At 58.7% G+C, this 15378-nt stretch carries 10 protein-coding genes; 1 reads left to right on the top strand and 9 read right to left on the bottom strand.

The window, feature by feature from the left end:
* Positions 1–214: 214 nt before the first annotated feature.
* From FJE54_RS04390 to FJE54_RS04375, 4 genes are all read right to left on the bottom strand, one after another.
* The gene (locus tag FJE54_RS04390) at positions 215–1225 is read right to left on the bottom strand and encodes a LysR family transcriptional regulator (RefSeq protein WP_180326562.1); all 1011 of its coding nucleotides are present in this window, start codon (positions 1223–1225) and stop codon (positions 215–217) included.
* A gap of 143 nt (positions 1226–1368) precedes the next feature.
* Positions 1369–2397 (bottom strand): cytochrome d ubiquinol oxidase subunit II, encoded by a 1029-nt coding sequence (gene cydB / locus FJE54_RS04385; RefSeq protein WP_180326645.1) that lies wholly within the window; start codon positions 2395–2397, stop codon positions 1369–1371.
* An 8-nt stretch (positions 2398–2405) separates the two neighbouring features.
* Positions 2406–3860 carry a cytochrome ubiquinol oxidase subunit I gene (locus FJE54_RS04380; protein ID WP_139651514.1) on the bottom strand — a complete coding sequence of 485 codons (1455 nt, stop codon included), beginning with the start codon at positions 3858–3860 and terminating at the stop codon, positions 2406–2408.
* Between the two features lie 576 nt (positions 3861–4436).
* Positions 4437–6617, bottom strand: a complete 2181-nt coding sequence (locus FJE54_RS04375; protein ID WP_139651513.1) for an FAD-dependent oxidoreductase — start codon at positions 6615–6617, stop codon at positions 4437–4439.
* Between the two features lie 185 nt (positions 6618–6802).
* On the opposite strand from FJE54_RS04375, the gene FJE54_RS04370 reads away from it, so the two are divergent.
* Positions 6803–8470: a helix-turn-helix transcriptional regulator gene (locus FJE54_RS04370; protein ID WP_139651512.1), complete on the top strand. Its 1668-nt coding sequence runs from the start codon at positions 6803–6805 to the stop codon at positions 8468–8470.
* A 426-nt stretch (positions 8471–8896) separates the two neighbouring features.
* On the opposite strand, the gene FJE54_RS04365 is transcribed toward FJE54_RS04370, so the two are convergent.
* The 5 genes from FJE54_RS04365 to FJE54_RS04345 form a co-directional block, all read right to left on the bottom strand.
* A complete protein-coding gene (locus tag FJE54_RS04365; RefSeq protein ID WP_139651511.1) occupies positions 8897–9175 on the bottom strand; it encodes a molybdopterin-binding protein in 279 nt (92 codons plus the stop codon).
* Between the two features lie 9 nt (positions 9176–9184).
* Positions 9185–9997 carry a molybdopterin-dependent oxidoreductase gene (locus tag FJE54_RS04360; protein ID WP_139651510.1) on the bottom strand — a complete coding sequence of 271 codons (813 nt, stop codon included), beginning with the start codon at positions 9995–9997 and terminating at the stop codon, positions 9185–9187.
* A 9-nt stretch (positions 9998–10006) separates the two neighbouring features.
* The gene (locus tag FJE54_RS04355; RefSeq protein ID WP_139651509.1) at positions 10007–11674 is read right to left on the bottom strand and encodes a molybdopterin-dependent oxidoreductase; all 1668 of its coding nucleotides are present in this window, start codon (positions 11672–11674) and stop codon (positions 10007–10009) included.
* 116 nt (positions 11675–11790) lie between these two features.
* Positions 11791–13347 carry a Fic family protein gene (locus FJE54_RS04350; RefSeq protein WP_139651508.1) on the bottom strand — a complete coding sequence of 519 codons (1557 nt, stop codon included), beginning with the start codon at positions 13345–13347 and terminating at the stop codon, positions 11791–11793.
* A 334-nt stretch (positions 13348–13681) separates the two neighbouring features.
* Complete coding sequence (locus tag FJE54_RS04345) at positions 13682–15127, bottom strand: IS3 family transposase (RefSeq protein WP_139651507.1); 1446 nt, start codon at positions 15125–15127, stop codon at positions 13682–13684.
* Positions 15128–15378 lie beyond the last annotated feature (251 nt).

Below are 15378 nucleotides of genomic sequence, written 5' to 3'. Positions count from 1 at the left end.
TTCCTCCTCGTTTTCGCGTAAGGCATCCGCTCCCCCGCGGGCGCTTCACGCTTCACTGCAATCGATTTCAGCAAGGCCTTGCTTGCTTCGCACTGTACATGACGCATGGCGCATGGGGAATAAGCAGTTGGTTGATCGATTGAGAAGAATGCGTTGTAATCGCTGATAGATGAGGCGTTCTTTTCTATACGGATAGATACGGACAAGTCGCTGTTTATGAGAAACGGCGGCGGTTTTTCTTGTAGAACTCGCTTGGATCGTTCTTCTTCATATACGAGGGTATAAGGTGCGCAAGCAGGTTTTGCATGAACAAGCAGAAGCTCTTGGCGTGCTTGTTCTCAGGCGAACCGAGCGCACCCGTCACGAACGAAGCCTTAGGCTTCGGCTCGATGGCGACGCCGTTATACGTCTTTTTCCAGTTCCGCTCCCCAAACGCAACCGGCAAAGACGCAGATATGCCGATCATGCCCGATTGGTTAATGGCAGTGCCGATCAGCTCGGTGTTTGAAACTTTCATTCCAACGTTCCCCCTGCGACAGGTGGGGACATACCGGCCGATCACCTTGATGAGAAACGGGTCGTCGTGGCAAGCGATTTGATCCGCAGTAAGGTCGGTCCACTTAATAGTATCTTTCGCGGCGTAAGGGCTGAATTCGGAACACTTGATAACGAAGTTAGAAAGCACAAAGGGATGGAATATCGCATACTCCTGAAGCGCCAGCCTGCAAAAGCTCGGCGACAATTCTTCAGATGCTATTTCGAGGTCAAGGGGAAGATCGAGAAGATAGAGCGTATCGTTATCGAGGGTTTCGAAGCCGCGTGCGATTTCGAAAGCGTTTTTCTCAATAACCTGCACTACGGCGTTGTCGTTGGAATATGCCGCGTAATCCTGAATGACCGCCGTGAGCGTTTGCCTAACAAACGGCGTAGCCACCACCTTGAGTATGTCCCGGCTTGCAACCCTGTTGTTCTGCATGGCTACAACCGATTGCATTTTCTGGTAAGCAGCTACGACTTTCTGCGCTTCATGCGCAACTTCAGCGCCCTGTTGCGTCAGCTCGATACAAGCGCCTGTTCGCTCGAACAGCTTCATGCCAAGCTGCTTCTCGAGGGCCTTGATTGCAGAGCTCGCTCCCTGAGGCGTGATGTACATCTTTTGAGCAGCCTTGGTGATCGATCGAGTTTCGATGACCGTTAAAAACAACGAAAGGGATTCGATCTGCATTGCGCACCACCCTTGCTTCGCCCTCCCACGTATTCCCCACTTTTGGGAATGTACCATGCGTGCTGCGCGGCGGCAATCCCCCATGCGCAAAGGAGCCGCCCGAGGGCGGCTCCTGCCTGTACGAAGTCGGGCGCGGATTTCGCTTAGTAGTGCCCCAGATCCTCATCCTTCACACGACCGCGGAACGTGCGGTAGATGATGAAGTGGTAGATGAGCACGAGCGGCAGGCCGACGCACGTGATGATGGTCATCCACATGAGCGCGAGTTCGGAACCAGCGGCGCTCATAAGCGTGATCGACGGGCCTACGCTGTCGGGCGACGCCACGACGAAGTTCGGGAACATCGATGCGGCCAACAGCGCCACGAGGAAGAACGCGGCTGCCGACTGGCACAAAAAGCCCCACAAGTCGGAACCTTTCTTCAGCATGACCATCGAACCGACGATACCCACAAGCACGATCGCCGCAAACAGGAAGCGCACCACGGTGAGCTCGGGCGCCATGGCGGGCTGGATGATGAAGTGGCCGTAGACGGACACGATCACGAACAGCACGAGCGCGGCGATCTGCACGGGAAACGCCACCTTCGCCGTACGGTCGCGCAGCGCGGAGGGCTTCGGTGATTTGAGCGTGAGCCATGTCGCGCCTTGGGCGATGAACATCGCAAGCCCGAGCAAGCCGGTCAGAAGCGTGAACGGCGTGATGAGGCCGAGAAGCGGGATGCCCGTGTAATCGCCGTTCATATCCATGGGGATGCCAGCGTAGATGTTGCCGACCGCAACACCGAACAGAAGTGCGGGCAGCGCCGATCCGACGAAGAAGAGCTTGTCCCAGGTACCGCCCCACTTGGGGTCGTGGCCACGGAACTCCACAGCCACCGCACGCACGATCAGGCTGAACAGCACGAGCATGATGGCTAGGTAGAAGCCCGAAAACGTGGTTGCATATGCGGGGGCGAACGCCGCGAACAGCGCACCGCCCGCCGTGAGCAGCCACACCTCGTTGCCGTCCCACACCGGCCCGATGCTGCGGCGCACGATGGCCTTCTCCTTATCGTTTTTCGCGATGAAGGGGTACAGCGTGCCAGCACCCAGATCGAATCCGTCGAGCACGAAGTAGCCGCCGATGAGAACGAAGATTAGAATGAACCACAGAACTTGAAAAAAGGTCATTTCCACGACTACTCACCACCTTTCGACGTCGAGCCTTTGCCATCGTTTTCCGGCGCTTCGGTTGCCGCCGCGTTGCCCGCATCGACGGGAGCGAGCACGGGGCCCTGCTTCACGAAATGCGACACGACGCGCACCCACGCTACCGCGATGAACGCGTAGACGAGCACGAACAGCAGAAGGGTGATGATGATCTCGACGTTCGACACCGACTGCGACACGCCGTCGGGAATGAGCAGGCTCACACCCTCGGGCCCGGTGGTCGAAGGATAGACAACCCATGGCTGACGGCCCAGCTCGGTGGTGAGCCACCCGGTTTGGATAGCGATGAACGGGAAGACCGGCGAGATGAGCAGCAGTGTTTGCAACCACCGCATGTTCTTGATCTTGCCCTTCCTGAACGAGAACACAAGGGCGAGAATCACGCAGATCATGATGAGACCGTACATGGCAACCATGATGTGGTAGCTTTGGAACACGGCGTTCACCGGCAACGAATCAACATCGAGATCGGCGTACTTCGCAGTTTCCGCCAGCTGGTTCAAGCCCATATACTCGGTGTCCCACGTGCCCGTGGCGAGGAAACTCGTTCCGCCGGGAATGGAGAACGGCGCGAGCACTTCACCCGTTTCCTCATCGACCCAGCCGAACGCGTAGAGCGGCGGCACTTCCGAATCGTACATGCCCTCCATCATGGCAAGCTTGGTGGGCTGCTCTTCGGCAACCACGACAGCGGAAGAGTGCGCGAACACGAGCATCAGGCAGCTCGATACGATGCCTACGGCGGCACCGATTTTCATCGTCTTCATGGCGAATTCGGTGTGCTTCCCTTTACGCAGGTAGTACGCCGAAACCGCAATGGCGAAGAACGCACCCATGATGATGAGCGCATCGACGGTGTGGGTGTAGCGCGGAAGCGTCGAGGGATTGAACGCTGCGGCGAAGAAGTCGGTTATGACCGCCCGCGTGCCGTCGGCGTTGAGCTCGGCTCCCGCAGGCGTCTGCATCCACGAGTTCGCGATCAGGATCCACAGCGCCGAAAGCGCCGAGCCGATGAACACAAGCCACGATGACACCAGGTAGAACTTCGGCGAAACCTTGTTGCGACCGAAGAGCAGGATGCCCAGAAACACCGACTCCAAGAAGAAGGCGAGCAGCGCCTCGGCAGCAAGCGGAGCCCCGAAGATGTCTCCGACGAACCGCGCGTAATCGGCCCAGTTGGTTCCGAAGGAGAATTCCATCGTGATGCCTGTGGCCACACCGACCGCAAACGTCGCGGTGAAAATCTTCACCCAGAACTTGGCCGACGCAGCGTCTTTCTCGTTGCGGGACCTGAAGTACTTTGTTTCGTTGATGGCTAGGATCAATGCGATTCCGACGGATAGCGGCACAAAGAAAAAGTGATACCCGGCGGTCAGGTAAAACTGAATTCGCGCCAGCATGACCGGATCAGAAAAGATTTCCATCGCACACCCCCTTTTTACCTCGAGCATTGTTCCCGCATGATTCGCAGTTCGGGCGGTGGGCACTCGATATGCTCCCAACGCACGAGCGACGAATCGCAGCGGCGTTTCCCCTTGGAAACTTTGACGCTATTCTAGCACCGAAACCGTCTCTTGTGTCCGTAATTGCTACTTTTTTTATACCATTTTTCGCATAACGGCTTTTGTCATCCCGTAAAACGGTTTCTGTAACATCATAAGATATGCGCAAAGAAGATTCTGAGCAGGGGCGAAAAGGCATCGTCTCGGTAGCGCTGCCGTTACCTTCGCGTTACCGATATGACAACTCCCGCCGTTGCACTTGCACGACGCGGTTGGTTGGGTTGTTAGCGTGCATGCCTGCGCATTGCACAATGATTATGTTTCACGTGAAACATTGCTCACGGGCACAACGGCGCGAGCGCAGGAGAGATGCAACGGCAGCGCAACAGAGGCCGCACCGTTTCCGATGCGGCCCCTGAATCAGCAAACCTACTGTGCGATTTCGTATTTTGCGCGGGGCGCGCCCATCTGGCTGCCCGAAACAAATAAGTCGATCGGCTAGACAGCGCGACCTGCATCGTTGCCGCCGCGGACGGCTAGCGCGATGTTGTACGGCTCGGCGCAATCGCCAACCGCGTAGGTTTCGGCTACCGATACGCCGTCGATGAGCGCGGTATTCGGAAGCATGTCTGCAGCGTTTACGATGGCATCGCAAAGTATCGTTGTCTCGGTGCCCACCTCTGTTGCAACGGTAATCTGCCCATCGCCAATTTCCTTAATCGAGGCATTCGGCCAAACGCGCATGCCGAGCGAATAGAGTGCCGAGGTAATGAAATCCTTCGCATGCTCGGATTGCTGTTTATCGATATCGGCGAGGGGGCTCGGCGTAACCATCGTCACGTGCTTGTTGTGAACCGTCAGCCACAGCGCACAATCAAACGCTTGGGCATTCGATCCGTACACCACCACGTTTTCGCCCATCTCTGTTGTCATAAACTGATCGAGCTCGATCACCTGCACCGAATCGGACCCGCTTACACCGAGCTCGTCGCGCAGACCGCCCACTGCAAGGATCACGGCATCGGGCGCTTCGGACTCGACAAGCGCCGAATCAACCTCGGTATTCAAAACAACGTTGACGCCGGTGAGTTCGAGCTGTTTTTCGAGATAGGCTTTAAAGTCCTCCAGATTCTCATGCGGGCCTTTCACGCTGCTCGCGAAATCCAAAAGCCCCCCGAGCGATCCTTTCTTTTCGTACAGCGTCACCTGGTGACCTCGCTCTGCCGCGATGCGAGCAGCCTCCATGCCGCCAGGGCCACCACCGATAACCATCACGTTCTTGGGCGATTCAATAGGCGGAAGTTCGTAGGTCGCCGGGCCGTTTTCTCGCATAACCCGTTGCGTCAAAGCGTTTACGCGGCAATATCCACGATCGGCATTGTCTTGGTTGCCCGCGATGTGGCAGTGCAAACACCGCGTACAAGGAGCGATTTCGTCAATACGACCCTCGCGTAGTTTGTTCACGTAATCGATATCGACGGTAAAGGGGCGATTCATCAAATAGAAATCGCACTTACCATCGGCGAGCGCCTGTTCGAAGAAATCGGGGGCATGGGCAGGATCCATGTATGTTACCGTTCCGCACGGGATGCTCAACGCCTCTTTGTAGCGCGCGACCACGTCGAGCAGCATCCCCGCGCCGCTGTGATCGCCGATGAGCTGGCCTTGCCAATGCCGATTGAAATCCCACTGCGTGCCGAATCCAGTAGCGCCCTCGATACCGTTCAGAAGGAAGTACAAATCGCTTGCGAACTGGCAGGGATGGTAGCTCAGCGGCCCAAGGCGCAGGTGCATGGAATCGGCTCCCGCCGCTTCGAACAGCTTGGCGAACTCGATGCCTTCTTCGCCCGATGTCACCTTGGCGTCGTTGCCAAGATTCGCATCATCGGCCTCGATGCAGTTGATGAGCACCTGAACGACGAAATCATCACCGCAGGCTTCTTTGATCTTCTCTATGAGCTCGACCACGTACCTGGCACGGTTCTCGAGAGACTGGGGGCCGTACTCATCTTCACGAATGTTTTGGACCCGCGAAAGGAACGACTCCCCGATATTGAATCCGGCAGCATTGATTTCGAATGCTTCGAATCCGTAATCGTGCACCATTTTGCACACATTGACCACGCTGTCTTGAAATGCATGAATCTCGTCGACGGTCATCTCATTCGCGCTTTTCGGCGTGAACGCGTAGTTCTGGTACCCCAGATGCGATCCGTGCTCTTTGCAGCCCGCAACGAGTTTCCGGGCGAATTCCTCGGCCTCGGGAGTCGTTTTGCCCGACATGGGGGCGAGCTCATCAACCATTTCAACCCAGATCATCTCAACGCCACCCTTGGCGAAGTTCACGTAGTACTCGTAAAGCTCATCGGTCAGGCCGGCAAGGTAGCAGGCAGATCCCGCCGCAGATTTCACCATCCGATGGCTTAACTCGATCGGGCCGATCGCAACAGGAGAGAAAAGCGTCTTAAGCTCGGTTGTATTCTGGCGGTACTCGTAATCTTGAGGATTGAGCGATGCAGCAGCGATGAGTCCCGTATCGGGCGCAGCGGTCGCTCCCGAAGCAGCCGGAGTGCTCTGGCCTTGCGTTGACGATGGCGAGCATCCTACAAGCCCCGCACCTGCTGCGGCGACACCCGCCACACCTACGCCCGTTAGAAACTGTCGTCTTGATAATGCCATGTTTCCCCTTCCCTTGGCTTGAACATATCGTTCCGCTTCGATCGGAACGCGCTGCATGGTAACAAGCCTCTCTTCCTTTGCGCCTCACATACTTTTGGTGAAAATGGTTTCGGTCGACGTTTCACGAGGAAACGCCCAGCATCGATGATGCAAGGTATGCGATACTACAGGTATTTTGGGGGAACATGGGAGCTAGCGGCGTTGCGGGAGGTGCAATGATGCCGGGCGTTTCTTCAGCACAGAGGCCTACGGCTAGACGAGTGCGCATCATCGCGTGCCTCGGTTATGCGTTGTTGCTTCTCTCGTCTCATCTCACCGTGTGGGGAGGTTTGCGCATTTCTGCCCGTACGGGTTTCGACATCCTCTCGCTGCTTACCTGGTGGTCAACGCCCTTGCTCGCCGCCATAGGAATAGTGCTGCTTATATTAGGTACGTGTGCGTTCTTTCGGCAATCAAGCGGCGACGGTTTGGATAAGGCAGCGAAGCGAGTGGAGCGCATCGTCGCTTGGACGGCATGCGTGCTCGTATTTCTGGGATACGGAGTGGTTGTTGCGGCACCTCCCGCAAACCCGTTTTCCGTATGCTGCGGAGCTCTTTTGTTGGGCTTCGGTACGGGAATGCTCCATATGGGATGGGCTTCGTTTTTCTCCCGCCTTTCCCGCCGCGAGGTAACTGCACTCGTTTTGCTATCGCTCGTCGTATGCGCTTTTCCGCTTGCCGTGCTTCCGTTTCTGCCTTCTCTCGTTCCTGATTTCGTTTTCGTCGGCGCAACCCTGAGTACTGCTGTTTTCCTTTCGTTAGCACCGCGTATGCCCAGGACAACCCAGGCGGATGCCTTGCAGGCCTTCGATTTGCCCTCTTCTCAAAGGGAAGAACAGACGGCAGAAACCCGCTTCGGATGGAAGCGACCTCGAACCGCAAAAGACCTGACCCGAAAGGCGTTGCGAACGGTTCGGACTCCCCTTTTCTGTGCGGCCGCAATCGCATTCGCATCTGCCATCACCCGACTCATGACGCTTTATACGCAACCGAGATCATCTGATGCAATTGCCGTTGCGGGTGCCATATTCATGGCTCTTGGAGCCGCTGTTCTCTTATTCGTACTCGGTAAAAAACCGAAGGAGAGCTCTTCCGCGCTTACCATCCCGACGCTGTTTCGCATCCTGTTTCCCGTTGTTGCAACCTTGCTTCTCGTACTCTCCCTCGGCGTGGGCCAGCTCGGAGCCCCGGCAAGTGCTGCCGTGTTTTCGGTCTACATGATCATGTCGGTGCTTATGATCCCAGCATGCATGAGCACCGCAGAAAAGAACAGCTTGCGCGCGGAAGCCGTGTACGGTTTGTTCGCTGGAATTGTATACGCGGTCTTTGCGGCTGCAACGCTCTTCGGCGTGCATCTGTTCGCCGAAAACGGCGGTTTTGGCGCCGCCACATCGCTTGTTGCGATACTTCTTGTATTCTACGTGCTCGCAATGGCATACGCGCTGATGCAGCGCCGCGCCGCAGAAGCAGGCGCGCCATCCGCATCAGTCTCGATTCCATCGGAAACGGAAGCTACACTCGAAGCTACACTCGAAGTCGAGGTTTTTGTTCCCATCGAAACCGCTCCAGCTCCTGACCCTATCGAGCAGCGATGCCTCGTGGTCGTGGAGCGCTACGGATTGAGTCAACGGGAGACCGACGTGCTCATGGGACTTGCTCACGGGAGAACGGTCATGCATTTGGCCGATTCGCTTTGCCTCTCCCCCAACACCATCCGCAGCCATTGCAAGACGCTGTACACCAAGCTTGGGATCCACAGCAGACAGGAGCTTATTGACCTGGTGGATGCCGCCGACGCTTGCTCGAATCGGTAGGAGAGCCTGCGTTCACATCTTTTCGGAACACGATCTGGGCACCGATAGACACGCACAATGATTATGTTTCACGTGAAACATCGCCTGCGTACGGCGATAACGCGGAGGCGCGACAAGCGTCGTGACGGGCGGCAACGGGCGAAACGGCGCGACCAGCGTTGTGACGGGCGGCAACGGGCGAAACGGGGCGAGCGGCGCGGCAACGGACGCGATAATGGGGCGCAGATGCAAACACGCGGGGGCCGCATCGTTTCCGACGCGGCCCCCGAATCAGCAAACCTACTGTGCGATTTCGTATTCTGCGCGGGGCGCGGGCGCGCATACCCGAGCACCCCGCCCGAGCGCACCTCCCGCCCACGCGCACTCTCGCCCGAACGCACTCCCGCCCGCACGCATCCCGCACACGCACGGGCGCGCGGCCGTCGGTCATGCGGCGGTGAACTCCGCTACATCCGCAAGGGGGCTTTCCTTCCCCTCGCTGTTCACCGAGCGAACGAGCAGGCGGTAGAACCCGGGCTTTTCGGGAGTATACGAAAACGTCCAGTGCACCCAAAGCTCAGAAGCGGACTCGGACACATCGTAGGAAGTCCAATGCTCGCCGTTGTCGAGCGAGAACTGCACCGATACGATCTGCTTGCCGTAGTCCTCGGCGTAACCCGAAAACGTTACCGGCTTACCCACTTCCACCTCCAAGGGAGCGATCATGTCATGCTCCTATTCCTGAACGCCCGCAAGGACGCCGGCGTTGGGGCTGTTGGGATGCTCGTCTCCCTCGCCGGGATTGGCAGGCGCCTCGTCTTCGGTCGACACCACGATCTGCACGACGTCGCGCACGAAATAGTTCGCAGGCGTTTTCGTCATCCAGAGCTGGTTGTTGCCGCCGACTGAAGCCGAAAGGTCCTCGTCGTTGATCTGGTAGCTCAGCACCGCATGGCGGCCGATCAGGTACCCGAGCGGGAACACGACCTCGGTGCCGTCGGCCGAAACGAACGTGACTGCGTTCGCACCTGGGTTCGCCCCGGCACGCGCGAGCAACGATTCGATCGGAATGCCCTTCACGTCGGCCGTGATGATAGCCGCACCGCCTGCGGGATTGCCGCCGCACGTGCACGTCATCACCTTGCTGACCGATTCCTCGCTCGCAAGGTCGCCGACCGATTCGGTGAACTCGTTTTGCACGTCGCCCGTAACCGTCAGCTCCCAACCAAGCGGGTTGTCAACTGCAAAGTCCACCGTCGATCCGCAGAGAGCCTGCGTTGCGCGCTGGAAGAACTTCGCGATCACCTCGTTCGGCGTGATCGTGGTCTGATCGTAGGCGAACTCGCCCGCAACCGCAGCTTCGGTCACCTGAGCACTCTCAGCGGCGACACCGTTCGCTTCCGCCGCAGTGCCCTCGGTGGTCCCCGAAGGCCCGTCAGCAGGCTCCCCGGCTACCGCCAAAGCGGGTGTCGCGACCATCGAAACGGCCATGGTGAGTCCTGCAACAGCGGAAAGAGTAGTGCGGCCGTAGCGCTTCGTTGTCTTCATGGCTTCCCCCTACTCTACCGTAAACATGAACTGGGTATCGTACTGACATACGCGGTCTGCACCATCGGGCGTGATGGAGGTGGTGCGGATGTCGAGCAGATAGGCTCCCGTCGCTGGGGGCGTGAAGTCCATGCGCCAATACGTCCAGTTGTCCGCGTTGTTATCAGGCGTTTCGAGCACGGTCCAGGTGGCACCGTGATCGAACGAGTACTCGATCTTCTTGATCGGCTCGTCCCACGCATCGGCGAATCCTTCGAGATGCACGGTTTTCGCCTCGTCGCCCGTAAGCACGACGCCGGTCGGGTAGTTCAAAACGCCGCTGTTGGGCTTGGAGTAGATTTCACCAGTCTTATCGTCGGTGAACTGGCCCACGTAAAGCTGGTTGTCCAGATCCGCCTCGTCCTTCGTCATGAACGTCAAGTTGGAAATGCGCTTGGTGAAGTTGCCGCCCGATGTTTTGTTCACCCAGATCATGCACGGATATCCCTGAGTGTTGGGCAGAACCTCGCCGTCCATCTTGGTCACGATGATCGCATCGTTTTCAAGCAGCCAGTCAATGCTCATCTGAGCGTAATCGTAGCCGTCGGAGCCGATCGGGCTCACGGTGTTCGCGCCTGCCTTCGGCTTCGCGTACTCGATGATGGCCGAAAGCGGAATGCCCTCGACTTCGCTTTGCATGATGGTTGCCTGACCGACGCCGTTAATGGTGCAATCCATCTTCATGACCTGCTTGACGGTGCCGAACTGCTCGACCATCTCGGGAAGCGTCATCTCGGCGGGGTTCTCGCAATCGCCGTCGATCGAAATGACCCAATTCTCGTAAATCGAGGGATCGACGTTCGCGTCATCGGTAAGCCATTCGCTCGGCTCGTCTTTGACGGTTTTGAAGATGCGGTTCTCGGCTGGGGTAATGGTGGTCTGGTCGTAGCTGATGTCGGCCTTAAGATCATCGGCCGCTACATCGGTAATGCCCTTGTACAGGTTGTACTTCACTTCGTCCCACCGCTCGAACTCGCCGGTGTCGGCGCTGATGTGGTGGCACGATTGGCAATCGCCGCTGTAATCTTCGTTGAACATGGTGCTCTCGAAATGCCTCGTGTGGGTGATGTCGGCCAGGCTGATGCCCGAGTACGACTTAGAATGACACGCGATGCAGTTCTGGTAGCTTTGTTCGGTCGGATAGCCGAAGAAGATGAGGCGATGGTACGTGGGCAGCGTCATGAGCGCATTCTCAAGTGAATGACATGACGTGCACCCGCGATTGTCGGCATCCAGATACGTGTTGTTCCAGCTGACCGGATCGGACGGCACGGGCTGCACCGTAAAGCCGTTGCGATCGGTATAGCGGCGCGGCGCCTCGGCTTTCGCGTTCGCTTCGTTCTTCTCGGAATTCTTATAGAAGTCGGGAAGCGAGACTACCCCGTCGACGAAGCGGCCTTCCGTGGGAAACCCGCTGTACGTTGCAAGTCCGTCGACCGCATCGGGATCGACCGCAGTTTTGGCTCCCTCGCTGCTTTCCTCTTTGGCGCCATCCGGTTTCGGTTCAGTTGTCGATGCTTGGGGACTGCACCCCCAGATAGCCGCCGATGCGACCAACGCAAAAGCCACCAGCACCAGAACCGCTTTGATGTTTACCCTCGGACGCATCCTGGCGCCCTCTTTGGCACTGTCTTTCATTCGTCCTCCTTGTCTATGAGAAACAGATCCCGCACTTCCTCCTTTCTCGCACCCTCATCCTTCCTCGCCTCAGTGCATGCAGGCCACAGCCACACCATGATCGACCGCGGCGCCCCTCAGCCCTTCGGCCGGGAACGCCTGTGCGGTCCATCGCAGTCGGCTATGGGCGTGCGGCGGAAATCGTAATGCTCAACGTACGTCTTATCGAGCAGGGACTTCTCGTAAAAGCCCACGCCTTTGTTGTATTCGGTTGCCGCATCCTCAGCGCTTCTGAATTCCTTGCGCAACGAACCGTCCTCCTGGTAGTAGCGGTAGAACGCTTCGGGGCAGTGCTCTTTCAGATACGCGAGAAACGCATCCGCGAATACGTCGGATGCGAAGAAGAAATGACGGATGCCGTCGTCGTGTTGTTTCAAGAATCCCAGATCGAGCAAACGGGAGAAGTCGCTGCGAGCACAGGGATACGATACGTCGTAGCGCTGTTCGTGGATGGCGTACGTAAACTCGGCGTTACTGTGAAGAATCGCTTCGAGCAGGACTTCCTTCTGCCGGAAGTTCATCGTCTCATCGGTGTCGATGATGGTGCGGAAGCGCTCGCGCCGCTTGCTCATGCCTTCGAGCTTGGTCATGGTCCAGCGCTGTTCGCCGATAACGCCCTCGACCGCGCGCTCGAAAAACAAGCTCCAATCGCTGTAGCCGTCGCACTCGATAGCGAGCTCTTGGGGATCGCATCCCAAACCGCACCGCTTCCCATCGCGCTTCTCGCTGCTATAGAGCACTTTCATCACCGGCACATGCGCGGAGAAGTGGTATCCCGCACGATGTAAGATGATAACGTAGAGCAAGTACGCGAGCACGTTGTTGCCCGCAGGAAACGGACGGAAGGTTTTGAAGTAGTACAGGGCTATGAGGGCGTTAACGAGCGTATGGTTGCCGCATCCGTTGCGCCCGAGTCGAGCGACATCGCCGAACAGGGCAGACGATTCGGCTTCGCAAGGCCATACGCATTCGCAGAACGATTCGAGCGCTTTGTAGCGCACGGCCCCGACCGCCTTTTCGCGCGCTTCAGGCTCGCGGACCTCTTTGATGGCGATGCCCTCGGTAAGCTTCGCATACAGATCTTCGATAAACGACGCCGTGAGGGGTTCGCTTCGATGCGTCTCGATATCGATGAGAATCTTTCCCGCGTTCGATACGAGCAGTTCAAGGCCGCTCATCGGTTCGCAGGCATGCACGCACACCCGCATCATCTGTGCAACGTCGATCGAATCGTTTTCCAGCTGTACCGCTAAAACCACCTCGCTCGCCGCGAGGTTAAGCTCGTAGTGACCGCCTTCGGGTTCGGTGAGAATGGTCTCGTAGTGCACTGCCAGGCCCTCGTTGATCTGGAATTCTTCGAGAAGCTTTTGCAGACGCCACGTCGGTGCGTACCAGTTTTTCGAGTGCTGATGGGCGTCGGATATGCCCTCGAACGCCACGGAATCGATCGGGACCGGCAGAACATGCCCTTGGCGTTTGCGAAGTTTGTTGACCATAAGCCAGTACAGCGAAGTCTCTTCGACGGACACCTCGAGCGCCGCCGCAAGCGATCCGAGCGTTTGAGCGCTCTGGGTTGCCAGCGAAAAAGCGCACTCCAGCAACGAGCCGTCATCTGCCCTCAGCTCAGATCTCATCCATCCTTCTTCCCTAACCCTGTCATGTGCATGATTGCAAATGTAAGCGCAGGTCTGCAAGGCTTGACGGGTTGACTAGAAAGAATTTACTAGGACAGCGCGTTCTCAGCAGCCAGTGCCGCCTATTGCTTTCACACACACGGCCAGCCCCGCCATACCGATAGAACGGTTACTGCGAAACGCTCGCGTACTCCAATATCGAAAATACTTCCCTTCGTGGCAGGTATCGAAAGACACCTTCGTCATCCTGCTCCCGATTTGCCCACGCGTTCCTAAGTCCCAGAATTTCGGCACAAAATTGGAGGTTGGGGGTGCGGCAGGATTCTTGGACTGCTCAGGCCGCCAGCCCGAGCCTCCTGCGGCGGCCCTCGATGGTCTCGCAGGTGGCCTTCTTCCCGTTCTCCCTGAACGTCTTGAGGCGGCCGTCATTGTACCACGTGATGTAGCGCGCGACGGCCTCGAATATCTCGGCGACGGGCGCCCCCGCGCGCACGAGCGAATGGAACGCCTCGACCTTCGCCCGGCCGAAGAAGCCCTCGCACGCCGCGTTGTCGGGGCTGTGCCCCTTGCGCGACATCGAGCGCACGAGGCCGGCCCCCTCGCACAGCGCGATCCACCCCTTCCAGCGGTAGTGCCCGCCGCGGTCGGAGTGGATGACGGGACGCTGGCCCTCCCGAAGCGTCGCTATCGCGTCGGCGAGCGTGGAGTTCGCGAGCTCGGCGTTGGGGCTCTCCGAGGCGCGCCAGGCGACGACCTTGCCGTCGAAGCAGTCGACGACGGCGGACAGGTAGCACTTGCCGTCGCGCCCCCGCATCTCGGTGATGTCGGTGAGCCACAGCTCGTTGGGCGCGTCCGCCGAGAAGTCGTGCCTCCCGTGCTCGCCGAGCAGCAGGTCCCCGGGCGCGTCCGACACCTCGCCCGCGTACGAGCTCCATCTCTTCTCCGACCTGGAGCACCGGGCGACGAGCCCCTGGCGCGCCATCGACTCGCGCACCCTGCGCTCGGGCGCGCGGACGCCGCCGGCCTCCAGCGCCGCTCTGAGGCGGCGGTAGCCGTAGATCCCGCCGTTCTCCGCGAAGGCCGCGGCCACGGCCCCGTCGAAGCCCCCGTCCGTCATGCCGGACGGGCTATCGAGCCTCGCCCGGTGGTAGAGGTAGGTGCTCTTCGAGATTCCCAAGAACGTCGAGATCCGGGCCAGGGAGCACCCGCAGTCCCGCCTCAGCCTCTCGCCTAACCCGACGAGCCGCCTCTTCGACAGGCTCGCCGGGCTTGCGGCTTTTGGGTCGCGCCTCAGCTCCTTGTAGACGCTCACCTCGAAGAGCGCCTCCTCGAGCTCGGCCCGGAGGGCCTCGATCCGCCTGTCGTCCGATCCCGCCGCCTGCCCCATGCCCGGCTTCGCCCCCTCGTCCTCGCGCGGCGCGCCCTCCGCGCCGGTCTCGGACATGATAGCGCTTTTGCGGGCCTTCCTGCTCCAGACCGATATTATGCTCGCTTCGGCGATGCCGAGGCGGCGGGCGATGTGCGCGGGCTTCTCCCCGAGGCCGTAGAGGCGGACGGCCTCCGCCTTGGTGGCCTCGGGGTAGCGGGAGTGGGGCGCGTGCTCGGCGCGCCCCTTCACCCTGGGCATCTCCGCCGGCAGGGAGCCCTCCTCGGCCTGCTCCAGCCACCGCCTCAGCGACTCCCTGGACGGGGTCCCCCATTTCCGCTCGGCGGCGCGGGGCGTGAGCCCCTCGGCCCACATCGTCTCGACGTAGCGGACCTTCTCCCTTTCCGTGTACATGCGGCTCCCTCCTCGCGGCCCCCGCGGGGGCCGCTCGATCGGTCGTGGACCGCCTGCCGGCGGTCCAACTTCCTGCCGCACCTCCGGTTTGACAATTATCTAAGTAATTATATATCGAAAACATGACTAAGGGAGAACAAAACACCTGTTCGCAAAATATCAAAAAGGAGAAATCGAGATGTATGATATTCCATAATTGTCAAACCTCAAGATTTGTGCCAAGATCCGGCACCTCGGGAACATAAACAGGT

Origin of the sequence: Raoultibacter phocaeensis, assembly GCF_901411515.1 — a bacterium.
Classification (GTDB): domain Bacteria; phylum Actinomycetota; class Coriobacteriia; order Coriobacteriales; family Eggerthellaceae; genus Raoultibacter; species Raoultibacter phocaeensis.
Note: the sequence above shows the minus strand (reverse complement) of the source record. Positions and strands in the feature narration are given on the sequence as shown.